The sequence below is a fragment of the Hymenobacter negativus genome (genome assembly GCF_017571495.1).
Lineage (GTDB): Bacteria > Bacteroidota > Bacteroidia > Cytophagales > Hymenobacteraceae > Hymenobacter > Hymenobacter negativus.
The window spans coordinates 65,341-87,672 of record NZ_JAGETZ010000011.1 but is presented as its reverse complement, the minus strand read 5'-3'; the positions used below and the strand labels follow the sequence as shown (position 1 = coordinate 87,672).

25 protein-coding genes are annotated in these 22,332 nt (G+C 57.5%); 9 read left to right on the top strand and 16 right to left on the bottom strand.

Annotated elements, in window-relative coordinates:
* Positions 1 to 102: 102 nt before the first annotated feature.
* Together J4E00_RS20350 and J4E00_RS20345 are read right to left on the bottom strand one after the other, a co-directional pair.
* Entirely contained in the window at positions 103 to 513 is a 411-nt protein-coding gene (locus tag J4E00_RS20350) for a hypothetical protein (RefSeq protein WP_208177110.1), read from the bottom strand.
* A gap of 145 nt (positions 514 to 658) precedes the next feature.
* Positions 659 to 1,366, bottom strand: a complete 708-nt coding sequence (locus tag J4E00_RS20345; protein WP_208177109.1) for a DNA repair ATPase — start codon at positions 1,364 to 1,366, stop codon at positions 659 to 661.
* A 268-nt stretch (positions 1,367 to 1,634) separates the two neighbouring features.
* Between J4E00_RS20345 and J4E00_RS20340 the strand changes: the two genes are divergently transcribed.
* From J4E00_RS20340 to J4E00_RS20325, 4 genes are all read left to right on the top strand, one after another.
* A complete protein-coding gene (locus tag J4E00_RS20340) occupies positions 1,635 to 2,042 on the top strand; it encodes a 6-pyruvoyl trahydropterin synthase family protein (protein ID WP_208177108.1) in 408 nt (135 codons plus the stop codon).
* Entirely contained in the window at positions 2,035 to 2,694 is a 660-nt protein-coding gene (gene folE, locus J4E00_RS20335) for a GTP cyclohydrolase I FolE (protein ID WP_208177107.1), read from the top strand. Before J4E00_RS20340 ends, folE begins: the two co-directional genes overlap by 8 nt.
* Before the next feature lie 97 nt (positions 2,695 to 2,791).
* On the top strand, positions 2,792 to 3,706 hold the full coding sequence (locus tag J4E00_RS20330; RefSeq protein ID WP_208177106.1) for a TIGR01777 family oxidoreductase: 915 nt from the start codon (positions 2,792 to 2,794) through the stop codon (positions 3,704 to 3,706).
* A 379-nt stretch (positions 3,707 to 4,085) separates the two neighbouring features.
* The gene (locus J4E00_RS20325) at positions 4,086 to 4,424 is read left to right on the top strand and encodes a DUF4274 domain-containing protein (protein WP_208177105.1); all 339 of its coding nucleotides are present in this window, start codon (positions 4,086 to 4,088) and stop codon (positions 4,422 to 4,424) included.
* Positions 4,425 to 4,672: 248 nt separating this feature from the next.
* Here the strand turns inward: J4E00_RS20325 and J4E00_RS20320 are convergent, their stop codons facing one another.
* The 11 genes from J4E00_RS20320 to J4E00_RS20275 form a co-directional block, all read right to left on the bottom strand.
* Complete coding sequence (locus J4E00_RS20320) at positions 4,673 to 7,072, bottom strand: transglycosylase domain-containing protein (protein WP_208177104.1); 2,400 nt, start codon at positions 7,070 to 7,072, stop codon at positions 4,673 to 4,675.
* Between the two features lie 127 nt (positions 7,073 to 7,199).
* Entirely contained in the window at positions 7,200 to 7,670 is a 471-nt protein-coding gene (locus tag J4E00_RS20315; protein WP_208177103.1) for a hypothetical protein, read from the bottom strand.
* A 54-nt stretch (positions 7,671 to 7,724) separates the two neighbouring features.
* The gene (locus J4E00_RS20310; protein WP_208177102.1) at positions 7,725 to 8,117 is read right to left on the bottom strand and encodes a hypothetical protein; all 393 of its coding nucleotides are present in this window, start codon (positions 8,115 to 8,117) and stop codon (positions 7,725 to 7,727) included.
* Positions 8,118 to 8,529: 412 nt separating this feature from the next.
* Positions 8,530 to 8,658 (bottom strand): hypothetical protein, encoded by a 129-nt coding sequence (locus J4E00_RS29875; protein ID WP_262898444.1) that lies wholly within the window; start codon positions 8,656 to 8,658, stop codon positions 8,530 to 8,532.
* Positions 8,659 to 8,738: 80 nt separating this feature from the next.
* A complete protein-coding gene (locus J4E00_RS20305; protein WP_208177101.1) occupies positions 8,739 to 9,179 on the bottom strand; it encodes a hypothetical protein in 441 nt (146 codons plus the stop codon).
* 32 nt (positions 9,180 to 9,211) lie between these two features.
* Positions 9,212 to 9,433 carry a hypothetical protein gene (locus J4E00_RS20300; RefSeq protein WP_208177100.1) on the bottom strand — a complete coding sequence of 74 codons (222 nt, stop codon included), beginning with the start codon at positions 9,431 to 9,433 and terminating at the stop codon, positions 9,212 to 9,214.
* 45 nt (positions 9,434 to 9,478) lie between these two features.
* Positions 9,479 to 9,748, bottom strand: a complete 270-nt coding sequence (locus J4E00_RS20295) for a hypothetical protein (protein ID WP_208177099.1) — start codon at positions 9,746 to 9,748, stop codon at positions 9,479 to 9,481.
* 93 nt (positions 9,749 to 9,841) lie between these two features.
* The gene (locus tag J4E00_RS20290) at positions 9,842 to 11,461 is read right to left on the bottom strand and encodes a DUF4173 domain-containing protein (RefSeq protein WP_208177098.1); all 1,620 of its coding nucleotides are present in this window, start codon (positions 11,459 to 11,461) and stop codon (positions 9,842 to 9,844) included.
* 179 nt (positions 11,462 to 11,640) lie between these two features.
* Complete coding sequence (locus J4E00_RS20285; RefSeq protein ID WP_208177097.1) at positions 11,641 to 12,300, bottom strand: hypothetical protein; 660 nt, start codon at positions 12,298 to 12,300, stop codon at positions 11,641 to 11,643.
* 40 nt (positions 12,301 to 12,340) lie between these two features.
* Positions 12,341 to 12,634, bottom strand: coding sequence for a winged helix-turn-helix domain-containing protein (locus J4E00_RS20280; protein ID WP_208177096.1), 294 nt, complete (start codon positions 12,632 to 12,634; stop codon positions 12,341 to 12,343).
* Positions 12,635 to 12,651: 17 nt separating this feature from the next.
* Positions 12,652 to 13,314, bottom strand: a complete 663-nt coding sequence (locus J4E00_RS20275) for a hypothetical protein (RefSeq protein ID WP_208177095.1) — start codon at positions 13,312 to 13,314, stop codon at positions 12,652 to 12,654.
* Positions 13,315 to 14,022: 708 nt separating this feature from the next.
* Between J4E00_RS20275 and J4E00_RS20270 the strand changes: the two genes are divergently transcribed.
* The 4 genes from J4E00_RS20270 to J4E00_RS20255 all read left to right on the top strand — a co-directional run bounded on the left by J4E00_RS20270 (position 14,023) and on the right by J4E00_RS20255 (position 17,021).
* A complete protein-coding gene (locus J4E00_RS20270; protein WP_208177094.1) occupies positions 14,023 to 14,502 on the top strand; it encodes a hypothetical protein in 480 nt (159 codons plus the stop codon).
* A gap of 69 nt (positions 14,503 to 14,571) precedes the next feature.
* Entirely contained in the window at positions 14,572 to 15,375 is an 804-nt protein-coding gene (locus tag J4E00_RS20265; protein WP_208177093.1) for a class I SAM-dependent methyltransferase, read from the top strand.
* Positions 15,376 to 15,432: 57 nt separating this feature from the next.
* The gene (locus tag J4E00_RS20260; RefSeq protein ID WP_236049981.1) at positions 15,433 to 16,308 is read left to right on the top strand and encodes a UbiA family prenyltransferase; all 876 of its coding nucleotides are present in this window, start codon (positions 15,433 to 15,435) and stop codon (positions 16,306 to 16,308) included.
* 83 nt (positions 16,309 to 16,391) lie between these two features.
* Positions 16,392 to 17,021, top strand: a complete 630-nt coding sequence (locus tag J4E00_RS20255; RefSeq protein WP_208177092.1) for a hypothetical protein — start codon at positions 16,392 to 16,394, stop codon at positions 17,019 to 17,021.
* An 18-nt stretch (positions 17,022 to 17,039) separates the two neighbouring features.
* On the opposite strand, the gene J4E00_RS20250 is transcribed toward J4E00_RS20255, so the two are convergent.
* Together J4E00_RS20250 and rho are read right to left on the bottom strand one after the other, a co-directional pair.
* Entirely contained in the window at positions 17,040 to 17,705 is a 666-nt protein-coding gene (locus tag J4E00_RS20250; RefSeq protein WP_208177091.1) for a DsbA family protein, read from the bottom strand.
* A gap of 219 nt (positions 17,706 to 17,924) precedes the next feature.
* Positions 17,925 to 20,165, bottom strand: a complete 2,241-nt coding sequence (gene rho, locus J4E00_RS20245) for a transcription termination factor Rho (RefSeq protein WP_208177090.1) — start codon at positions 20,163 to 20,165, stop codon at positions 17,925 to 17,927.
* A gap of 445 nt (positions 20,166 to 20,610) precedes the next feature.
* Between rho and serS the strand changes: the two genes are divergently transcribed.
* Entirely contained in the window at positions 20,611 to 21,882 is a 1,272-nt protein-coding gene (serS, locus tag J4E00_RS20240) for a serine--tRNA ligase (RefSeq protein ID WP_208177089.1), read from the top strand.
* Positions 21,883 to 22,059: 177 nt separating this feature from the next.
* Here the strand turns inward: serS and J4E00_RS20235 are convergent, their stop codons facing one another.
* Positions 22,060 to 22,326: a UBP-type zinc finger domain-containing protein gene (locus tag J4E00_RS20235; protein WP_208177088.1), complete on the bottom strand. Its 267-nt coding sequence runs from the start codon at positions 22,324 to 22,326 to the stop codon at positions 22,060 to 22,062.
* Positions 22,327 to 22,332 lie beyond the last annotated feature (6 nt).

Sequence of the window (22,332 nt, the reverse complement as noted above, 5' to 3'; positions counted from 1 at the left end):
AACTGCCGCAGCCTTACGGTTGCTTATAGAAAAAGCCGGCTCCACATGTGGAGCCGGCTTTTTTAGGTTTGTGCGCTGGCTAAGTAGCGCTATGTTAGGAGCCTAGCTGTGCGATGAAAAGTCCTGCGGCAGACTGCCGTCAACTTCTACTGTGCCACCACCTTGCAGTTGTTGCGCAACAGCGGTGAGCACTTCGCCCAGTTTGGTCACGCGCGTGGCCGTATTTACGTTTTCAGCAAAGTTGGCAGCTTGGGTAGTTTGCGTACCCAAGCGGGCCAGGAGGGGTGCAATCACGTTCAAATCAAGGGCTCCGCTGCCGAAGTGCGCTTTCAGTGCTTGCAGGTCCACAATTGACTGATGGAACGCGGGGTTATTGGCATCTTTCAAGTCCTCAATCCAACGCTGAAGCTGATTGTCGAGACCAGCGCGTTCGGTCAGTTGAGTAAGGTCGCCGGTGAGCAGGCCAATAGCGCTATCGAGGTGCACTTGGTGCTGGGTTTCTTTCTTTTCCATGGGTGGGTTTTATTAGCTAATGGCGGTTGTGTTTGCCGTCGCTCTAGCCAACGTAGTTTCACCTCATTGGGTTGGCACCAAAGACCAAACAAAAAGCCCCACCTGTTTAGGTGGAGCTTTTTGTTTTCAACCGAACTGGGTTCGACTACTCAATTTTGTTCATACGGTCTTTTACGGCCTCCAGGGCCACGCGCATGTTCACAATGTCGCCGCGAGCAGCTTCCTGCTCCTTCAGGTTAAGGTCGACGAGGTTATTGAACTGCTGCAGTTCAGCAGCGTTGGCGGCCAGCATCTGCTGAATTTCGATTTTGCGCGCCTTGTTCTTTTCAATGTCCTTCTTGATGTTGTTGGCTTTTTCGATAACCGCCATGTGGTTGTTTTGCGAGGCTACCAAGGCACGCTCAGCTTCGGAAATCTGTGATACCAAGTCTTCGCGGTACATCATACGAGCGAAGTCTTTGAGGTACTTCTCAGCTGATTTCCACTGCACGGGGGTGGCATCCTTACCGAGGTAGGCGTTGCCAAGGTCGATGCTCCACCATACGGTGGTACCGGTGGGGGTAGCATCTACTTTGCTGATGACGCGGATAGGGTTAGGTGCAATTTCTTCAATGACAACCCCGTCTAGAGTCACTACGCCTTTGTTATTCTTCAGCTTGCTGCCAAACTTGTCGCCGAGCATCTTCAGCCAAGCGGTTTCCACCTTGCGGTTATCGAGCTGCATGCTCACTTGCTGCCCTTTACGGGGTATGCTGTTGATGGACTTATCCGCCTCATCAACAGGCGATTTCTGTGCATAGACGCCCAAGGATGCCAGGCATACTAGAAGTAGGATGAGTAAACTACGTTTCATGGTAATAACAACTAATGAGAACTTTAAGAGAATGCGTATGAGATGCCGTTGGAAAGGCTCCTGCTGTCCGGCTTTTCAAATTTAGGACCTTTATTCTATCCAACTTCTGCCTCTACTAATTTTTTTTCGGAATAACCCCATTTTTGTTGATTTAGTCCAATTATCCCATTTTTAAGTTCCACAAATTTTTTATCGGCTGATTATAGTGATTCAGTCTTTTGTACTGTTGAACGCAACAAAGCAGCCACAGAACAGGTTGTAGCCGCCTATGCAAGTAACAGTTTGCCGTGTCGAGCACTTTAATGCCGCCCACCGTTTGCACAACCCTGCCTGGGACGATGCAGAAAACCAACGCGTGTTTGGCAAGTGCAATAATCTGAACTACCACGGTCATAATTATAATTTGACTGTACGCCTGACAGGGGAAATTCAGCCTGAAACCGGGTATGTGTACGACCTCAAACGATTGAGTGACCTTATCAAGCGTGAGGTGCTGGACCGCTACGACCATCGCAACCTGAATCTGGACACCGAGGATTTTCAAAACCTCAACCCCACGGCCGAAAATATTGCCGTGGTAATTTGGCGGCGCCTGCGCCCACACCTGGATGCTGGCCTTGCTCTTTCGGTTACGTTATATGAGACGGACCGCAACTTTGTAGAATACCATGGATAACCCTTCCGGCCCGGCTACGGGTACCGATGCTCACTTGCCTGCGGGCTTGCGCACGCCTCTTCGGAGCGATGCATTCCTGCGTAGCGATGAGGAAAAAATAACGGCCATCAGTGGCCACTTTGAGGCCATTATGCGTGAGCTGGGGCTTGACCTGACGGACGACAGTCTGGCAGGCACGCCACGCCGCGTGGCCAAGATGTATGTGCAGGAATGGTTTAAGGGCCTGGACCCGAAGAACCGGCCCGATGTGCGCCTGTTTGAGAATCGGTATGATTACCACCAGCTGCTGGTGGAGCGCGACATTACGCTGTTTTCGTGCTGCGAGCACCACTTCGTGCCCATTATTGGGAAGGCGCATGTGGCGTATTTGCCGGGCAGCCACGTGGTGGGCCTGAGCAAACTGAACCGGGTGGTGCAGTACTATGCTCGCCGCCCGCAGGTGCAGGAACGACTCACCCGCCAAGTATCGGAGGAGCTGAAGCAGAGCCTCGGCACCGATGATGTGGCGGTACTTATCGAAGCCGACCACTTGTGCGTGATGAGCCGTGGGGTGAATGATACCAGCAGTTCGACGCTGACCAGCGAATACAGCGGACGGTTTGCAACGGATGAAGCGCTGCGGCGCGAGTTTTTGCGCCAAATTGGCAAATAGTTTTTAGCTGTTAGCTAATAGCTGATAGTTTTTTAGCAGCCTGATATTTCAACTGAAAGGCTAACAGCTAATGGCTGTTAGCTACTAGCTAAAAGATATGAAGGTTCTCATCACCGGTGGCACTGGTCTTATTGGTACACGCCTGGCCGAAATGCTGATTGATAGTGGCTACGAAGTGGCGCTGCTAAGCCGGGAACCAGCCAAGAGTGGCCATTTTCAGAGCTTTCGCTGGGACCCGAAGGCGGGCACGATTGATGAGGCGGCCATTCCCTATGCCGATTACATTGTGAGCCTGGCCGGGGCGAGCGTGGCCGATGGCAAATGGACCGATGAGCGCAAGCGTGACATTATGACCAGCCGGCTGGGCGGCCTGGCGCTGCTGAGCCGCGAACTGGCCAAGCCGGGCCACCATGTGCAAGCAGTCATTTCGGCTTCGGCAGTGGGGATTTATGGCGATGCTGGCGAGAAGCTAGTGGATGAGGAAACGCCGCCGGCGCTACCGACCCACGACTTTCTGGCCGATGTATCGCACCAGTGGGAACTGGCAGCGGCACCCATTGCGGCGCTGGGCATTCGAACGGTGATTCCGCGCATTGGTGTGGTGCTGAGCACGGCGGGTGGGGCACTGCCCCAGATTGCTAAGCCGGTGAAGCTGGGCGCGGGCGCGGCGCTGGGCAGCGGCAAGCAATACATGTCCTGGATTCACTTGGACGACTTATGCCGCTTATTCATCGCCATGCTGGAAGACCCAGCCTGGCGGGGCACCTACAATGCGGTGGCGCCTTATCCGGTCACCAACCAGGCATTCACCGAGGTGCTGGCCGAAGTGCTGCACCGGCCGCTGATTCTGCCTAAAGTGCCCGCTTTCGGTCTGAAGCTGGCCATGGGAGAGATGAGCGACATTGTGCTGGCTTCGCAGAATGTGAGTGCCAAGAAGGTGCTGGCGCAGGGCTTTGCGTTTGAGTACCCGCAGCTGCGCGGGGCGCTGGAGGCGCTGTACGGGGCGGGGTAGCCCGGTTGCAGTCGTTCAACGCGTCCGGAAGGCCATTCAACGGGTCCGCAACTCATTCAACGCGTCCGGAAGTGCGTCCAATGGTTCCGCAAGTCAGTCAACGGCTCCGGAATGGCTTCCAACGCGTCCGGAAACCATTCCAATGGTTCCGCAAGGCAGTCAACGCACCCGGAAGTGCGTCCAATGATTCCGGAAATCATTCCAATGGCTCCGCAAGTCAGCCAATGGCTCTGAAAATCGTTCCAACGGCTCTGCGAGTCAGCCGCTGGCTTCGGAAGCACGTCCGATACCCCTAGAAGGGCGTCTGATGGTCTTGAGTAAGTTCAGAGCAGATGCATGATGCGCTTGTACTACTGCGTATTCCTGTTAATTCGTACCCATGAGGTACAAGAGATGGTTACGAAAGCTCAAACGGTGGCTACGCAACGCAGTCCAAGCAGCTGTTTATGTTGCCTTTCGTTTAAAAACCAACCTAGCTCAGCAACTCAATATGGCGCACGCTATTTCCCAGGAACGCGCTAATTTCCTTGAAGCCAACTTTTTTCAATTCAGCTTTGAAGAAAGAGAGCCTGACCGGACATTATTCGACACCATCACCAGCCCGACTGAGCTGCATTATATGGCTCACATCTACAATTGGGACGATGGACCGGAAGTGCTGGGGTGGATAATTGATAGCCCTTATTGTGACCGGGGGACGTCGGCGATGATATTCTAGCGCTCCCAGCCCGATTTTTACACGCAGTACAACGAAGAGTCCAAAATGGACTCACCAGACGGCGTGCTCCCGCTGCTCCAGCGTATTATGCAGCACTGGCAGCAAGGCTTTTATCGGCGCGCCCAGATTGCCTACGACCGCAACGAGGACCCTGGGGCTGAAGCCCTTTATGAGCACAACCCCAGGCGCAAATGGCCAATTCCCGCTTATCTGATTAAGCCAACCCCCGGCAAACCCTTTCCCTTGAATTAACGCCCGCGCAGGCTATCGGGCACCTTGCCGCCGCTGTTCATCTGCTCCAGCAGGTTGTCGGCGGCAATGGTATCGACGGCTTCGGCGCGGCGGCGCGGCTCTGATTCCGAAATGCAGCTATACTTCTTGCTGATTTTGTTGGCAGGCTGCGGGAAATGGCCGTAGGTGTAACCGAGGTCTTTGTCCTTATACACCTTTTCCATGAATTTGCCGAAGATGGGCAGGGCCGTGCGGCCGCCTTCGCCCTGCTGCGAGCCGGTGAAGTGGATGCTGCGGTCTTCGCCGCCCACCCACACGCCGGTCATCAGGTCCTTGGTCATGCCCATATACCAGCCGTCGGAATAGTTGGAGGTGGTCCCGGTTTTGCCGCCGATTTGGTTGTCGTTGTGCCAGAGGTCGGGGTAGTCCCAGAGGGCCTGGGAGGTGCCGCCCGGCTCTTCCATACCGCCGCGCAGCATGTAGGTCATGAGCCAGGCGGTTTCGGCCGGGATGGCGCGGTGCTGTACAGGGTCAAACTGCTGGATGACGTTGCCGTTACGGTCCTCAATGCGGGTGACGAGGCGTGGGTCGGAGCGAAAGCCGGAGTTCATGAAGGTGCTGTAGGCGTCCACCATTTCGTACACGCTCACGTCGCCGGCCGAGCCGAGGCCGATACTGGGCACCGGCAGCAAGGGCGAGGTGATGCCGACCTTGTGGGCGTATTTGGCCACGTTTTCCCAGCCTACTTTCTCGGTCAGCTGGGCAGTCACGGAATTGACGGAGCGGGCCATGGCGTGGCGCAGCGTCATGTTGATGCCGGTGTATTCGCGGGTCACGTTGTCGGGCTTCCACTCCATGGGCTTGCCATTTTCGACGTAGTTGATGGTCACGCGCTGGTCGCGGATGCGGTCGCAGGGCGTGTAGCCGTTGTCGAGGGCCGTGAGGTACACGAAGGGCTTGAAGGTGGAGCCGGCCTGGCGCTTGCCCTGCTTCACATGGTCGTACTTGAAGAAACGATAGTCGAGCCCGCCCACCCAGGCCTTAATCTGGCCGGTGAAGGGGTCCATTGTCATCATGCCCGACTGCAGGAAGTGCTTGTAGTAGGCCAGCGAATCGAGTGGCGACATCACGAGCGTGGTGTCGTTGTCGTCGTGCTTCCAGGTAAAGACTTTCATGGCTCGCTTGGCATTCAGGGCGGAGTCGAGGCGCTGGGGCTGGTTTTTATAGTGGTTGGCGAGGCTTTTGTAGCTCTCGGTGCGCTTCATTTGGGTCAGAATGAAGTCAGGAATTTCATCGCCGTGCTCGTCCACCCAGGGGTTTTTGCCCTTGTTGCGCCAGAAGTTGTCGAAGCTACGCTGAAGCGCTTTCATGCGCTCGTGCAGGGCCTGTTCGGCGTGGGCCTGCATACGCGAGTCGATGGTGAGGTAGATTTTGAGGCCGTCGCGGTACATGTCGTGGCCAGTGCTGTCGCACCAAGCATCCACGTACTGGCTAATAGCGCTGCGGAAATAGGTATCGGGACCGTCAATGTGCTTTTCGACGTGGTAGTCGAGCACAATAGGCGTGGCTTTGAGGGCTTTTATTTCGGCGGCGGGAAGCACCTTGGCCTGGGCCATGCGGTCGAGCACCACGTTGCGGCGGCGCAGGGCGGCAGCGGGGTGGAACTTAGGGTTGTAAGCTGTGGGGTTGTTGAGCACGCCCACCAGCACAGCTGCCTGCTCGGGACGGAGGCTGTCGGGCGAGGTGTTGAAGAAGGTTTTGGCCGCTACCTTGATGCCAAAGGCGCTGGAACCATACTCCACGGTGTTGAGGTACATCCGCAGAATTTCTTCCTTGGTGTAGCGCTTTTCCAGGTCCACGGCCGTGAGCCACTCCTTGGTTTTGGCCACGATGGTGCTCACCACCGGAATGTAGCCCAGCGCGCCGCGGCTCTGCTGCCGGCGGATTTTGTAAAGGTTTTTGGCCAGCTGCTGGGTGATGGTGGAGCCGCCGCGCTTTTCGCCGCGCACCGACGAGAAGACCCCGCCAATCACAGCTTGCAGGTCGATGCCAGAGTGCTCGTAGAAACGCACGTCCTCGGTGGCAATGAGGGCCTTGATGAGTACGGGCGACATCTTGCTGAGCGGCACCGGCGAGCGGTTTTCGCGGAAGTACTTGCCGATGAGCACGCCGTCGGAAGTATAGATTTCCGAGGCTTGCTCCACTTTGGGGTTCTCCAGGTCGGACAAGCTAGGCGACTTGCCAAACAGGAACATGAAGTTGGTGCTCACCAGAAACGGGTATACCAAAAACAGAATGACCACGAAGCCGAACAGTACCCAGGCCCAACTGGCTAGCCGCACGGGCCAGCGACGACGCGACGCTTTTGGTTTTGAGCCGGAAGAAGGGGCAGAAGGAGTCGTTTTGAGGTCGGCCATGCGAGGCAGCAAGGAGAAAGCAGGGCCTTTGCCCCAGCACGAAGAACGGCAAATATACCAAGCCTACCGCCCAAAAAGGCAGCTCCGCAGCCCGCTATACCAAAAGGCTACACCGCTTACCCGTACCCTACTGCCGCTGCCGGCCCGCCAGTATAGCCTTGTGGTGCACGTTGCGCTGGCCTTTGGCGTGGCGGCGCTGCCAGCGCCAGGCCAGTTCGCCCAGGGCCAGCAGGATAAAGCCCAACCCCAGAAAATAGCTCCAGCGCAGCATCAGTACCTGCCCGTGGGTAGGCGCTTCCAACTCCCGAAACAGCAGCCAGCCCCAGAGCTCATCGAGCAACGTGATGCCCCACACTACCGCCGCAAATATACGCCCCACACGGCCCAGCGCCAACTGCCAATGCAGGAGGTAGAGCACCACGCCGGGCAAAGCCGACAGCAAAATCAGGGGAGCCTCCTGCGCCAGCTCCTGCACCAACGGCAACCCCAGAAAAATAATGCTCAGCGTTTCCTTGAGTACCTGCACGGCGGCCAGGGCCCGGCCAAAGCGCGAGATTTTTGGAATGACGGGGAGAGGGTGCAGGTGCGAAGTCGGCATAGCGCAGGCAGAAGCGGTGGGAATCCAGGAAGCGCCAAGATACTGACGGAATGGCTAGTAACGGCGCGCCATCACGCGGGTGGCCTGACAGCGCCAGGTGAGCACCACAATGAGGAGTCCTTTTACGGAATCGAGCAGCAGGTTGTCGGGTTTGCCAAAGGTGTAGTAGATGCCAATGCCGATACCTATCCACCATACTCCCAATAGGTAGCACCAGGCCATGTAGCCGCGCTGCCGCTGCCACACCTGCAGCAGGGCCACCAACGCAACCAGTGACACAAAACCCAGCAGCCAGCCCATGATGTACGTTAGAAAAACCGTGTCTGGGCCGTATTTCACCCCAAACTGGGTGAGGGTAAGGACTGGGGCGAAAAACGCACCACCCGTAAGCACTAACTCGAGGAGCAGGGCAATGAAAAGCACAACCAGGAGTAGCGTACGAGCCATGCGGGACAAGCAATTAATAGATTGTCACAGGCTTTTCCATATCTGGGAAGCCTTATGGGGCACCAAACTAAACAATTAACTTGATAATCCATCATTTTCTGTAATACACTATTATGGTTCAGCACCTTTTACATACTGATACAGAATGCTATTTGACTTAAAATAGCTCTTGGCATCGATATCACACTAATTAAAATAATCTAGTTTTATATTGAAAAATAACTGCTACCTAAAAGGAGTTGCTCTGTCCCAATTCTACTCTGCACTATTGCAGTTAGCTACTGACTACCATAAAGTAGCTGATGGCAAACAGGCATACCTGCCCCAACCCAATGCAGGCAATGGCAGATACTACCATGAGGTGCAGCAACCACCGCACCCAGCTAGGACCGGAAAAAGCGCTGGGCCACTCCTATAAAACCAGAATTAACTGAAACGCGCCTGCTTGGAGCAGCATGGCCAGTAATATCCAACTCCATTGCCGGGCTTGCGGATGATGCGGCCAAAGTTCCTGGTTGAAAATCAGGCTGGTGATGGCCATGGCAGTAGCAGCGGCCGTGCCCCAGAGTCGGGGTGGTACCACTGGCCACGGCAGTTTCCAGCGCAGGGATGCGTTACCACTCATGCGCGCCATTGTGGTTTGCCCGGAGTAAGCCAGCCCGAACTGCGCAGCGCAAACAAGCTCACCAACGCTCCCAGCCCGTAGCCAATGTCCAAATGGCCGACGATGAAATCATCTTCGGGTGGACCAAGGCTGTAGAAACCCACAGCACAAATAAGCTCGTGCACCAGCGTGAGCAGCCAGAGCCAGCCGCTGCTGACCTGACGGGCACCTTCGGGCACCAGCTTCCAGCGCAGGCAGTAGAGCGCCAAACCTGGAATAGCAATTCCGAACAAGACGCCGAAAATGAGCATGCCCGTTGATAACATCAGCACGATGGTAATGCTGTCCTTCACTTGTTGAGCAATAGCCAGCCAGCGCTGAGACTGGCTACTGGCTTCGACGGAGGTTTGGTCTGGAGGGGCGATTTCCTGGGTCGGGCCCTCTTTGGTTAAATGCATGATGCGCTTATGTTTGAGACGAAAACGGCAAATTATTGCTGAGCCCATAGCAGCATAATCTGGGTAAAGGCCAGTAGCAGCAGGCCCAGCAAAATGGCCGTGGCCGGCAGCACGCCGCGCACCAGCCGCCGCCAGCGCACGTCGGGCGACGGGGCCCGCTCCTGCCAGGTGAGTAGCAGGCCCAGCGCAGCCACATCGCCGATGCAGAACAGAATGCCGAGGAAAGTGAGCGCGAATTGGGGAAGTCCAGTCATGGCTAAAAAAGGTAAATGGAGTGGATTGAAGGCTTTTTGAAAGCGTTAGTGGAAATCAGTTTCCCGTATCAGCGAACCCAGAATATCGATGATGGGCAGGCAGAATATGCAGGCGGCCTGAAACAGCAGCAGCAGGCCAAACCAAGTCGTGTGGGCCGTGACCAGCCAGCCGGGCAGCTTGCCGGTGGAGGGCACGTCGTGCAGCGGGCTCACCGAATGCTGCCAGATGAGCAAGTGCGTACCCAATACAAGGCCCCGCACCAGCCAAAGCAGCTCCGCATCGTCCGGCCAGGTGTCGAGGATGAGCCAGACCATTGCCGAGCAGCCGGCTAATAAGCCGGCGAACCATGAAACGCTGGCACGTATCTCCCTAGCTAATTGTGTAGCTTCCATCAGGGCGCGTTGTGCTTACAGCTCCTGGTAAGTTTCCCAGTCGGCATAAGTGAGGCCCTGCCAGTCGGAATTGATAGAATACTGGATTTTCCAGGCTGCCACGGCTGCATCAATGCGGGCCTGGGCATCAAAGGCCGCAATGGATTTAGCCTGTCCGTATTCGTCCTCAATGGTGAGGCTAGGAACTTGGGCCAGTTGGGCACGATGAGCCACCAGCTCGGGCAGCACACGGCCGGGCATAGCGAGTAGAAAGCCGATATCGATGTTGCGAAAGCGTGGCTGGAGGTTGTAGCGGGCCATCCAGACCTCCCAATTGCCGGCGGCCAGCATGAGCAGCACCGCGTACACAGCCAGCGCATTGAGCCGGATGAGGCTATAGGCCGAACGGCGCTGCCAGATTTTGAGGAGCACCGTGACCAAGCCGAAGAAAGTAAGCAACAGGAAAAAGCACACGCCAATCCGCTTGTAGGCAATGCCGCTGTTGAGGATGTAGTAGTAGTTGCGCAGGCCCACCGACACGGCCAGGATGGCGTTTTGCAGCACCCACACCGTGGCGCCCCAGCGCAGCCAGGGCAGGCCGGGCTGGTAGAAATTGAGGTTGCGGCGGAAGAACCACAGCACAATGCCCATGGCCAGCAGGATGCTGAAGATGAGCACATACGTGCCTTCGTGTACAAATTGAGCCAGGTCGAACCCTTTCGCCGGCACGAAGCCGAACCACAGCCAGTTGATGTCGATGGCGTTAACGGCCAGCAGCAGCACGTTTACCAGCCCGAAAACGGCGGCGGCAGCCAGAAACTCCTTGCGCAAATCGAGTGTACGCGTGTTTTTCCAGCGGAAGTCCGGCCGGCGCACTCCGAATGATGCTAACCGGTCGCGCTGCCGCCGGATGAACTCACCAAAGCGCGATTCGTGGTCGGCAAACACGTACACCGGCACCGTCACGATGGCTCCGGCCGTGACCACAAAACCCAGCAGGAAAAACAGGAAGTGCGCGAAGGAGATGTCCGGCAGCAGCATCGCCAGCCAGTTGCCCAACGCTGCCAGCGCCCGGCTGCTCAGCTCCTCATAGCGCGGGTTGGCCACTGCAAACAGCAGGTGAAACGCACCCAGAATCACTAGCGGCACCAGCAGCAAGCGGCCGTAGAACCAGCTGCGGCGGGCGCCTGCGCCGGTATTACGCGGGGCCCGCACGTTGCGCAGTACCCGCAGCCAGGCCTGCGCCACACTGTTGGCAGCCGTGAGCAAGGCATAGAGCACCAGCTTCAAATGCGGCTGATTGATGTAGCCCAGCATCAGCAGCAGGGATACCGTGCAGGCCAGCGCAGCTACCCCAGAGCCGTAGACGGCCATCATCATGCCGGCAAACAGGCTCCCTCCTACCATCAGCCAGAGGTAGCCCGAACGGCGGGCGGGCGCGTGCCGCGGCAGCATCAGCAGCTGCGACCCAATGATGAAAATGGTAAACACCAATATGTTGACGCCCCCATTCTCGCGCCAGAACAGCCAGTCGAACAGGACCACGCCCAGCGGCAGCAGCAGCTTTTGAGCCGCTGTGAGGGGCGTGAGTGCAGGTTGGGCAAAGGCGGCGTGGTTCAGGGGCCACTGCTCCGCAGATTCGGCAGTAGGATTCATGATTTTGTTAATTTATTAAAGTACTTTTTTTTTCAAAGTGGATAACCAAAAAAAGAGCCTATTCGACTTATTAATTGTTCTTATTGCCAGCCGCCATCCTAGCACCCAACATCAATATAAAGAACTTTGTAATTCAAAGTTAATACGTAAAAAAAGAGAATATGGAGAAAACAGTTGCTTTAATCAGGAATGGGATGGATTTCTAGCGGCGCTGACACTTTACTATAAGCAATGAATGCCTTAGCCTTCGGGTATGCTACTCTAATAAGGCCGTCGTTGAGCTTGCACCGCATGCGGCCAAAGTGAAAGCGGGTGTAAGAGTGGCGCGCAAGGGGCTGAAAAAAGTAGTTATCATGAAACACTACTCCACTAGGCTCCCAACGGATGTACAGCAAATCAAACGCATAATAAAGGTCCCAATCGGTATGCTGGACAATGTAAAACGGTCCTGCACTTGCCTGATGCCGGAACGTAATGCCCGGCTTGTGCAACCGCAGGGCCTGCTTAACCTCCGGGTGCCGCAACAAGGGTTGCGCATCGAAACGCAGCGTATCGCCGAGGCCAGCGCAGTAATAATCCAGCATTTCCGCGGCTCGTGGATATGCCACCCGGCCGCCCAACTGGAGGATACTGTAGAGCAGTTGCAGCCCCCACCGGTCAGCGCGGGTAGACCGGCCCATAATGGCCCGACTTTCAACGCCATTCAACAGCCGCTGCACAATTCCAAAGTCGCCCACTACAAACAGCACGCCCCCGGTGACCAGCACAGTCATCATCAGGCCGGCCAACCAGCGTAACCAGCGGCGCGAACGATGAGGAAAGTGAGCGAGCAGCGACATAATTGCAATAAGCGCTATTGAATACAAAACAGTAGCTGCCCTACCCTCGCAGCAGTTTCTCCAGGGTTTCTAAGTGCTGCTGGAATGCGACTTTGCCAGCGGCGGTGGCAGTGTAAGTAGTATTGGGCTTTTTACCAATGAATTGCTTACTAACCAGCACATATTCGGCCTTTTCAAGAGCGGCGACGTGGCTGGCGAGGTTGCCATCGGTGAGGTCGAGGGCTTCTTTGAGGTCATTGAAGCTCACCGACTCGTTAGCCAGCAGCACGGCCATCACGCCGAGGCGCACACGATGGTCGAAGGCTTTGTTGAGGGTGTGGATGAGGTGCTTCACGACGAGTTACTGCGGGGTTAGGCCGACGCACCAGCCGCGCCCGGCCGCTCGTAGCGGTTATACATCAGCAAGCCGTAGCCGATGTGGCCCAGGCCAAAGCCGAGTGCAAAGTAAATCAAGCCCCAGCCGGGTTGCAGCATGGCCAGCAGCCCCAGTACAATCTGGGTAAGGCCCAGCCAGCGGATTTCGTCCAGTGTGTACTTACTGGCGTTGAGCAGCGCGAGGCCATAAAACACCAGTAGGCCAGGTACTACCATGCCGGCATCGCCGCCCAGGTACAGGCGCAGGCAAAACAGACCGCCCGCCACCAGCGGCACGGCCAGGGCCACGGCCAAGCGCCGGGCTGGGCTGCTCCACAGCGTTTGGCCGGCGCGGTGGGTGCGCCGACGTGTGAAGAAAAATGCCACCAACAGCGCCGCACCAATCATGCCGCCGGCCAGCAGCAGCAGAAATGGCAGCGCCGCCTGCCGCTCGGCCTCTGACGCCTTCATCAGGCGCAGGTAGCCGTCGGGAAATTCGCTTTGCAGGTAGAAATGCCCGGCGGCCGAGCCCAGCAGCGCTACCACGCCTGCTCCCACCCCGCTCAGGCCCGAGAGCGACAAAAAGCGCGAGCTACGCTCCATGATAGCGCGGATTTCGGTGAGCTGGGCGAGCGGGTCGGGAGCGGCGGCGGGCTTCATAGGTATCGAAGTGCTTTGTGGTGCAAAGTTGAGAAAAAAGATTGGTATGCTTGCCATGCATTATCCAGAAATCTTATGACGGTCCAAAAATTCATCCAACGAACTTGGAACCTCAAGTACTAGAACATATGGCTTTACACCAATTCACTCGGGGCCATTTTGTGGTTTGGCATACTGATTTATTCGAACACTATATCAGGTCTATTTGCAAACTCGAATAGGTTATTGCTCCAGGTTTTGGCCAGCAGTGCACTGGCTTGGTGGGCGTGGATTCGCTAGCTGCAACTTCTGAGCGGCACACTAGCGCTATCCAGGATGACGAACCTGAGAAGTAGCTGAAGTCGGGTAGCAGCCGGCCCTGAAGCCTAGCAGCGCTACTCATGGCTGGGATAATACATAAGAATCTGCTGAATTTGGTCAATCTATACGCCTTCTGTTCGTCTCAAACCAAGACAGGAAGTGCGTAATAGAATATTTCATCCAGACATTTTCAATTTAAAGCCCCTTCAAAATCAACTGGCTAACCAGATGGTGCATAGACTAATTCGCAGTACCAATTTGAGACCAAATTTCCCAGAAATATAATCACAGCTCTCACAAACCATTCATTTACAATGCTTCGTAGCTCGGTCAAGTTCTGTTGATTGCGCGGAGGACAGCAACTCCAGCGTAATCGAGAGGGACGCCACATCGTAACCCCTTTAGTGTATGTCAACTGCTACTCGAACTTCGGCTACAGCCCGCACGCTTGCCATCTGGTTCCTGACCAACTTGGGCGGCACTACTTGGCTGGTGATAGATTTTTGCCGCGAATCCCCCACCGACGCTGCGGTCCCTCTCATTATTGGCCTGGTAGCAGCCATCATTTCGCTGATAGGCGTACCATTAGCCATTCCCTTCTTTGCGCTAGCGCAGGCCTATTGCACAGGCTGGCGCTGCCGGCTCACGGCGCTGGTGGTGGTGCTACTGAGCTTTGCTATTGGCAATTATCTACTGATTAATATGCTGCCTATCGGTCCGGTCAGCAGCCTATTAAGCATATCAAAGCCCTACTTGGTGGCAACAGTGTTGGCCGTAATGTGGGTGTATCGCCCCCGGCCAGCTGCCAAACAGTCGCTGGCTTGGCCGCCCCAGTCTGCTCACGTCACCCGGCGTGTGCCCATCAAGCTCTCTGGCATGAACTATTAAGCTTGGGCATTCCGCCAGTTTTTACGCTTCCTTCTGACCGTCCTTGGCATTGGTGCGTAAGAAACGGGCATGCGCCTTCGCCTCCGGTTGTTCGAGTTTGAGGATTTGCCGTGGTTTCCGGCCATCATTCGAGCCGGGATGATGGACTACCTGCGGTTCATGATTTCGACCTTGGGCACCTATCGACCCATTACGCCGCTCCTGGCCGAGGGTCTTGCCCGCACCGGCCAAACCCGCGTGCTGGAGCTGGGCGCCGGCGCGGGTGGCGGCACCGAAACCGTGCTGGCAACGCTCCGTACGCATGGCCAGCCCGACACCACCATCACCCTTACCGACCTCTACCCGCAACCCGCCGCCTGGGCCGACATTGCCCGGCAAACCCAAGGTGCCATCGGCTACGAGCCCACTTCAGTGAATGCGCTGGCCGTGCCTGCGCATCTGCCCGGCTTCCGTGCCATCTTTTCAGCATTTCATCATTTCCCTCCCGCAGCAGCCGAAGCCATGCTGCGCGACGCTGTGCGGGCCAATACCGGCATTGGCGTATTTGAGGGCGCGGGCAAGCATTGGGCCGAACTGCTGCTAGCCTGGACGGTGCTGCCGGTGGCACAGCTACTACTCACACCGTTTTTTCGGCCCTTTCGGCTGAGCCGACTGGTGTTCACTTACCTCATTCCGCTCATCCCCCTGTGCACTATCTGGGATGGCTCAGTTTCGCTGCTGCGCATGTACTCCACCACCGAACTCCTGGCTCTGGCCCACGCCGCCGACCCGGAACGCCGGTTTGTCTGGCATGTCGGCAAAGAGCGACATTGGTGGGGGCCGGAAGTAACTTATCTGATTGGCTGGCCTGACACTTCGCTTAGTGAGGGATGAGGAATTTACTTAACCGACATTTGTCACGATTCCTCATCCTTCATTCCTCATCCTTCATTGATAATTGATAATTATCGCCGGGCACTGCCGCTGCTGCGCATTCCGTTTTCTGTGTACCTCATGCCGGTATTCTGGTTTGGGCTGAGCGCCTTGCGTGGTCCTTGGAGTAGCTGGCGAGCGGCGGGGGTGTTTGTGGTGCTGCATTTGCTGGCCTACCCGGCTTCCAATGGCTATAACTCTTATTACGATAAGGATGAAGGCAGCATCGGCGGCCTGAAAGTCCCCCCCAAGGTGACGCCCGAGCTGTTGCATCTGGTGTGGCTGTTCGATGCGTTGGCCGTAGTCGGCGCGGTCCTGCTTTCGCGGCCGTTCGCAGTCTTGGTGGTGGTGTATCTGCTGGTATCGAAGGCCTACAGCTACGAGGGTATACGTCTGAAGAAATACCCGCTGCTGAGCACGCTGGTGGTGGTGATTTTTCAGGGCGCTTTCACGCTGCTGATGACACAGGTGGGCGTGGGTGCTACTCCAGAGCAGCTTTTTGAGAAGACCAACTTGCTGCTGGCGCTGGTCAGCACCTTGTTTTTGTGCGGCTCCTACCCCCTCACGCAGGTGTACCAGCACGAAGAAGATGCCCGGCGCGGCGACCGCACCCTGAGCTTGCGGCTCGGCATTCGGGGCACATTTATTTTTGCGGCCATTGGCCTGCTGACGGGCGCAGCGGCTCTGGGCCTGGCCTACTGGCTACGGCAGGAAATCCGGCCGCTGCTGATTTTTTTGGTCGCAACCGGACCAGTCGTGGCGCTATTCAGCCGCTGGGCCTGGGCGGTATGGCACGACGAGGCGGCCGCTGACTTTGAGCACACCATGCGCATGAACCAGGTGTCCTCGCTGTGCTTAAGCGCCGCCTTTATTGCCATGCTTCTGTGGCACTGAAGCAGCTAGCGGGCGGTTGCGACAACTTACCAGGCCATGAGGCGCGTAGTAGCAAGGTATTCACTCTCTAACTCTCCCTGCTGATGCGCCTTTTCTGGCTTGCCCTGTTGCCGCTGTTAGCGGCCTGCAACTCCACCCCTTCCGCTGTGAACGAAGGAACGGTTTCGGGTATGACCGACCGCTCCACACCCGATACTTCTGCCCTGCCTGCACCCGACACCTCGCACACCAAAGCCGTCTCGGCCGTGAGCGATACCCTGCGGGTAGCACGCGCCAGACACAATTTCAGCAGCCCCAAAGGTCCGGCCGATGCATTCAAGCTGGTTTTTCGCGGGCCATCCGTACTCGAAGGCACCGGAGAATTTACCATCACCGATGCCAGCGGGCAGGTCATCTTCCGCGAAATGCTAACTGAGCCCGACCTCGAAGCCTCTTTGGTGTACGAAATGAAAAATCCTACTGCTACCCGGGCCGAGCGCGAAGCCTTCGTATTAAAGCGCATCGACCAGTTTTTCCAGTCGTCGCAGTTTCATACGCCCGCAGTAGACAAAAAATCCGCTTTCCCAACCAACATCGAAAACCTGGACCAAGCCACTTGGACCGACCTGCAACAGCGCCCTGACGCCATCCGCTTCGACTATCTGAAAGGCAAGGAAGACCATCGTGGTGTCACCTGGTCGCCCCTCAAAAAGCAAGTGGTCCGGGTGATGTAGAACTGCCTGTCTGCGGTTTTAGGCGCCCTCCTGCTCCAGCAGTTGCTCCAACCCTGTCCGCAGTTGCTCATAGGCCTGGTAGCCCCGCGCCAATACGTAGCCCTGTTCGCCAATTCGCACTATGGTCGTGGGGAAGCCCTCTACGCCAATACGGGCCACGGCGGCAAACTCCTGTTGCGTTGCCCGTGCCGTTTCAGGGGTGGCAAAGCGCTGCTGGAAATCAACCACATCCACCCCAAATGGGGCGAGCAGTGCATTGTAGGTCGTTGGGTCGTTCAGGTCGTGGCCATCACGAAACAGCGCTGCTTGCACGGCGTGGGCGAAGGCTACGGCACGCGCCGGGTCTTGGGTTATCTGGCGAAAAGTGGCAATAGCCCGGCTGGGTGGCTCAGAATCGTAGCGGTATTCGCCGGCCTCGCCCAGGGCAGTAAAAGCCTCGCCGAACTGCACACCAGTTACTTTTTCAACTTCGGCCAACGACTGTACCAGGTATTCCCAAGTATCGGAAATTGGCTCTACGTCCTCGCCCTTCACCATGCCACCGCACAATACTGATACCTCAACCCGCCCTGCAAACTCCTGCTGAATACGGTTGATAACCGGACTCATGCCATAGCTCCAGCCGCAGAGTGGGTCTTGGATGTAGAGCAGTTCGGGCAGGTTGGCGGCGGGCGTGGGCGTCATAAATTCTGATAGGAAGCTGGTTGTAAAAGTAGCTCTGACAGCGATGGAGGCACTGTTGTTTCCATTGGGCCTACTTTTTTGGCTGGGCATGAATTAATCTGCCAGTCCACTGGTTTGCTCAGTGCTAGGTTATCCGATTGCTATTCTGAGGTAGTTGTATTATATAAAAAAGGCCCGCTGCAATGCTGCAGCGGGCCTTTTTCGTTTCTATTATAACGCTTAGCCGTTCATGGCCAGCAGGAATTCTTCGTTGTCCTTGGTGCCTTTGATGCGGTCCTTGAGAAACTCCATGGCTTCGGTGGCGGTCATGTCCGACATGAATTTGCGGAGTACCCACACGCGGTTCAGTTCGTCCTTGCTCATTAGCAGGTCTTCGCGGCGGGTACCGGAAGCCGGGATGTCGATGGCCGGGAACACGCGCTTGTTGGCCAGCTTGCGGTCCAACTGCAGTTCCATGTTGCCGGTGCCTTTGAATTCTTCGAAAATTACTTCGTCCATCTTCGAGCCGGTTTCAATCAGGGCCGTGGCGATGATGGTGAGCGAGCCGCCGCCCTCCACGTTGCGGGCTGCACCGAAGAAGCGCTTAGGCTTTTGCAGCGCGCCCGCATCGATACCACCCGATAGGATGCGCGATGAGCTGGGTTGCACCGTGTTGTAGGCCCGGGCCAAGCGGGTGATGGAGTCAAGCAGAATCACCACATCGTGGCCACACTCGACCAGGCGCCGGGCTTTGTCGAGGGCCATTTCGGCGATTTTCACGTGGCGGTCGGCGGTTTCGTCGAAGGTTGAGCTGAGCACTTCGGCTTTCACGGTGCGGGCCATGTCGGTCACTTCCTCGGGGCGCTCGTCGATGAGCAGCACCATGAGGTACACCTCGGGGTGGTTTTCGGCGATGGAATTGGCTACCTCCTGGAGCAGAACAGTCTTACCAGTCTTGGGCTGGGCCACAATCAGGCCACGCTGGCCCTTGCCGATGGGCGCAAACAAATCAAGCACGCGGGTGCTGATTTGCGAAGGCTTGGTGCTCAGCTTGAATTTGGAATCGGCGAAAAGTGGGGTGAGGTGGCTAAAAGGTACCCGGTCGCGGACTTCCTCAATGGTGCGGCCATTCATGCTCTCCACGCCTACCAAGGCGAAGTATTTCTCGCCCTCGCGCGGCGGCCGGATGGTGCACACCACCGTGTCGCCGGGCTTCATGGCAAATTGCTTCACCTGCTGCGGCGACACATAAATGTCGTCGGGCGAGGATAGGTAATTGTAGTATGGCGAGCGCAGGAAGCCGTAGCCACCGTCGGGCATCAGCTCAAACGTGCCACCACCGGGCACCACCAAATCCAAGTCCTGACGCGGGGGGCGCTGCTGTTGCTGGTTTTGATTTTGGTTTTGTCCTTGGTTCTGGCCCTGGGCCTGCTCGGGACGAGGCGTACCGTCAGGGTTTTGCTGGCGCTGTTGGCGCTGCTGGTCGCGCAGGGCGTAGCGCTCCTCGCGGGTCAGGTTGCGGTTGTTGTTATCACGGGGCTGGCCATCGCGGGGCTGGTCGTTGCGGTTTTCGCGGGGCTGGTCGTTGCGCGGCTGCTGGTTGTCGCGGGCGGGGCGCTGGTCGCGGTTGTCCCGTACTTCCCGGTTGTCGCGCTCGAAACGGTCGGCCCGGTTTTCGCGGCGGTCGGCAAACCCATTTCCGCCAAATTCGCGGCGGTTGTCGCGGCTGCCCTCACGATTATCGGTGCCGTTTTCAGCGGGTTTGGCCGCAGCTTCGGCGGCAGCGGCAGCTTCGGCAGCTTTTTGGGCAGCCATTTCCGCAGCGCGCTCCTCGGTGATGGGGCGGCCGGCCCGGTCCACACGCTCACGGCGTGGCCGCTCGGGGCGGGTAGTGTTGCTAGTATCGGCAGCAGGCGTTTCAGTTGCAGGAGCAGCAGCTTCTGGATTGGCACCATCTGTAGCGGGCACTGCCTCAGCGGCAGGAGCATCGGCCAGGACCGCACCGCTGGCTTCACTGGCTGGCACCAAAGCGAGGCCTTCGAGTGGGTCGAGAATCTCAACGGTATCGGTGGGAGCTGGGGCCGTGGCTGTGGCGGCGGCCGGTGGAGTAGCTACGGCCACAACGGCTTCGCGGCGCGGCTCGCGGGGCGGGCGGCTGTTCTGCGGCTTGGCGGGCGGTGCTACGTCGGAGAATGGCTGCTCGGCCGTGCTGGGGGCCGGGCGTCGAGTAGCAGCTTTGGGAGTGCGCGGGGCGGCCGCTGGTTTTGCGGCGGGAGCAGCTGGGGCTGCGGGTGCGGCGGCAGTGGGAGCTGGGGCGGGTGCAGCGGGCTCGGTCGGGCCGGGGTTGAGGGCCTGCTGGTCGAGGATTTTGTAAATCAAATCCTGCTTGCTGAGCCGTTTAAAGTTGCCGACGTTCAGTTGCTCGGCAATTTCTTTGAGGTCGGACAGCAGCCGGTCCTTCAACTCGTTGAGGGTGTGCATAGAGGGAGTTAGTGGGAAATATCTGGCGGGATGCGTGAGGCTAAATGCCCATACTGGCCCGGAAGGGGTTCGAAAAGCCAGCTATGGGAAGAGGGCGGCAAGGCCGCAGGAATAACATTCGCAGAAGGCGCGGGCTATCAGCAATAGCAACGCGGCGCGTAATGAACAATCAGGAAAATGAGGTGCAGAATGGGGCCGCTGGAGAATCAGCAAAGACGGGCCGGAGGCGGGCACTACGACCCGCTGACCCAGCCACGGCGGCCGGTTGCTAGCGCAATGTTAGCGCATTACGAACAAACTGCCAAATCGGATACAGGCTAGTTGAGGTTTAAACACCGCAGGGCTGTAATTAAGTTGCGTGCCGGCCACAGAAAGCCATTTCGGCCGCTTGTGGTGCCGGTCGTTTTTACTTACGACCTTTGCCCGGCATCCCCCAACCTGCTCTATGCTGCAACTTTCCGTTCTCCGCGACCAGACCGACCTTGTGCTGGCCGGCCTCGCCAAAAAACGCTACGCCACCGCCGAAGCCGACGTGGCCGCCATCCTCGACCTCGACCAGCGCCGCCGCGCCCTCCAAACCAGCCACGACGCCTCCCAAGCCGAAGCCAACGAACTGGCCCGCCAAATCGGCGCCCTGATGAAATCCGGTGATAAAGCCGGCGCCGAAACCCTGAAGCTCCGCACCGCTGAGCTGAAGCAGCACACCCAGGCCGCCGCCGCCGAGCTGGCCCAGGTGGAAGAAGGCCAAAAGCAGTTGCTCTACAAGCTGCCCAACCTGCCCCACGCCAGCGTGCCCGAAGGCCGCTCGGCCGCCGACAACGAAGTGGTGCGCGAACACGGCGCCAAGCCCGAGTTGGGCGCCAATGCGCAGCCGCACTGGGACCTGATTAAGAAGTACGACATCATTGACTTCGAGCTGGGCAATAAAATCACCGGTGCGGGCTTTCCGGTGTATAAAGGCCAAGGCGCCCGGCTCCAGCGGGCGCTTATCAACTTTTTCCTTGATGAGGCCCGGGCGGCCGGCTACACCGAAATGCAGCCGCCCATTCTGGTGAACGAGGCCAGCGGCTACGGCACCGGCCAGCTGCCCGACAAGGAAGGCCAGATGTACCACGATGCCAAGGATGACTTGTACCTCATCCCCACGGCCGAAGTGCCGCTGACTAACATCTACCGCGACGAGATTATTCCAACGGACAAACTGCCCATCCGCATCACCGGCCATACCCCCTGCTTCCGCCGCGAGGCTGGCTCCTGGGGCGCCGACGTGCGCGGCCTCAACCGTTTGCACCAGTTCGACAAGGTGGAAATCGTGCAAATCACGGAACCGGAACACAGCTACGCCGCCCTCGACACCATGGTGGCCCACATCGAAAACCTGCTTCAAAAGCTGGGCCTCCCCTACCGCGTGCTGCGCCTCTGCGGCGGCGACATGGGCTTCACCAGCGCCCTCACCTACGACCTCGAAGTATGGAGCGCCGCTCAGGGCCGCTGGCTGGAAGTGAGCTCGGCCTCGAACTTCGAAACCTACCAAGCCAACCGCCTCAAGTGCCGCTATAAAGTAGAAGGCAAAACCCAACTCCTGCACACGCTCAACGGCTCGGCCCTGGCATTACCACGCATCGTGGCCGCCCTGCTGGAAAACAACCAGACAGCCGATGGCATCGAGCTGCCGGAGGTGCTGCACAGCTACTGCGGATTCAGCAAGATTGGGTAACGCCTGTCATTGCGAGCGCACCGAAGCAATCCATCTTCATAGCAACCATCTTACATCTTAACTTACTGTAACAAAGCCCCGGCTCTCCCTAGAGTCGGGGCTTTGTGTTATTATAAAAGGTTGGTCCCATGAGAGGACGGATTGCTTTGCTATGCTCGCAATGCTAGGCAAGTGAACTTAATACTCTGCCATTTCCTCGTGCACGTAGCACCAGAGCCACCGCTCACCGCGCTCTGCGGAGGAGATGACGGAGTGCTGCGTGGCGTGGAAGTGCTTGGTGGCGTGCTTGTTCTTAGACTGGTCGCAGCAGCCCACATGACCGCAATCCTGGCAGACGCGCAGGTGCACCCACGTATCGCCGAGCGCGGTGCATTCGGGGCAAATGTGCTGAGGAGCGGTTTTGAGGTCGGTGAGGGCGCGGAGGTGTTGGCAAGGTTCGGACATGGGTTG

Excerpts from the sequence above, each read along its gene's own strand:
- J4E00_RS20350 (WP_208177110.1), bottom strand. The coding sequence starts at position 513 with ATGGAAAAGAAAGAAACCCAGCACCAAGTGCACCTCGATAGCGCTATT.
- J4E00_RS20345 (WP_208177109.1), bottom strand. The coding sequence starts at position 1,366 with ATGAAACGTAGTTTACTCATCCTACTTCTAGTATGCCTGGCATCCTTG.
- J4E00_RS20340 (WP_208177108.1), top strand. The coding sequence starts at position 1,635 with ATGCAAGTAACAGTTTGCCGTGTCGAGCACTTTAATGCCGCCCACCGT.
- folE (WP_208177107.1), top strand. The coding sequence starts at position 2,035 with ATGGATAACCCTTCCGGCCCGGCTACGGGTACCGATGCTCACTTGCCT.
- J4E00_RS20330 (WP_208177106.1), top strand. The coding sequence starts at position 2,792 with ATGAAGGTTCTCATCACCGGTGGCACTGGTCTTATTGGTACACGCCTG.
- J4E00_RS20325 (WP_208177105.1), top strand. The coding sequence starts at position 4,086 with ATGAGGTACAAGAGATGGTTACGAAAGCTCAAACGGTGGCTACGCAAC.
- J4E00_RS20320 (WP_208177104.1), bottom strand. The coding sequence starts at position 7,072 with ATGGCCGACCTCAAAACGACTCCTTCTGCCCCTTCTTCCGGCTCAAAA.
- J4E00_RS20315 (WP_208177103.1), bottom strand. The coding sequence starts at position 7,670 with ATGCCGACTTCGCACCTGCACCCTCTCCCCGTCATTCCAAAAATCTCG.
- J4E00_RS20310 (WP_208177102.1), bottom strand. The coding sequence starts at position 8,117 with ATGGCTCGTACGCTACTCCTGGTTGTGCTTTTCATTGCCCTGCTCCTC.
- J4E00_RS29875 (WP_262898444.1), bottom strand. The coding sequence starts at position 8,658 with ATGGCCATCACCAGCCTGATTTTCAACCAGGAACTTTGGCCGCATCAT.
- J4E00_RS20305 (WP_208177101.1), bottom strand. The coding sequence starts at position 9,179 with ATGCATTTAACCAAAGAGGGCCCGACCCAGGAAATCGCCCCTCCAGAC.
- J4E00_RS20300 (WP_208177100.1), bottom strand. The coding sequence starts at position 9,433 with ATGACTGGACTTCCCCAATTCGCGCTCACTTTCCTCGGCATTCTGTTC.
- J4E00_RS20295 (WP_208177099.1), bottom strand. The coding sequence starts at position 9,748 with ATGGTCTGGCTCATCCTCGACACCTGGCCGGACGATGCGGAGCTGCTT.
- J4E00_RS20290 (WP_208177098.1), bottom strand. The coding sequence starts at position 11,461 with ATGAATCCTACTGCCGAATCTGCGGAGCAGTGGCCCCTGAACCACGCC.
- J4E00_RS20285 (WP_208177097.1), bottom strand. The coding sequence starts at position 12,300 with ATGTCGCTGCTCGCTCACTTTCCTCATCGTTCGCGCCGCTGGTTACGC.
- J4E00_RS20275 (WP_208177095.1), bottom strand. The coding sequence starts at position 13,314 with ATGAAGCCCGCCGCCGCTCCCGACCCGCTCGCCCAGCTCACCGAAATC.
- J4E00_RS20270 (WP_208177094.1), top strand. The coding sequence starts at position 14,023 with ATGTCAACTGCTACTCGAACTTCGGCTACAGCCCGCACGCTTGCCATC.
- J4E00_RS20265 (WP_208177093.1), top strand. The coding sequence starts at position 14,572 with ATGCGCCTTCGCCTCCGGTTGTTCGAGTTTGAGGATTTGCCGTGGTTT.
- J4E00_RS20255 (WP_208177092.1), top strand. The coding sequence starts at position 16,392 with ATGCGCCTTTTCTGGCTTGCCCTGTTGCCGCTGTTAGCGGCCTGCAAC.
- J4E00_RS20250 (WP_208177091.1), bottom strand. The coding sequence starts at position 17,705 with ATGACGCCCACGCCCGCCGCCAACCTGCCCGAACTGCTCTACATCCAA.
- rho (WP_208177090.1), bottom strand. The coding sequence starts at position 20,165 with ATGCACACCCTCAACGAGTTGAAGGACCGGCTGCTGTCCGACCTCAAA.
- serS (WP_208177089.1), top strand. The coding sequence starts at position 20,611 with ATGCTGCAACTTTCCGTTCTCCGCGACCAGACCGACCTTGTGCTGGCC.
- J4E00_RS20235 (WP_208177088.1), bottom strand. The coding sequence starts at position 22,326 with ATGTCCGAACCTTGCCAACACCTCCGCGCCCTCACCGACCTCAAAACC.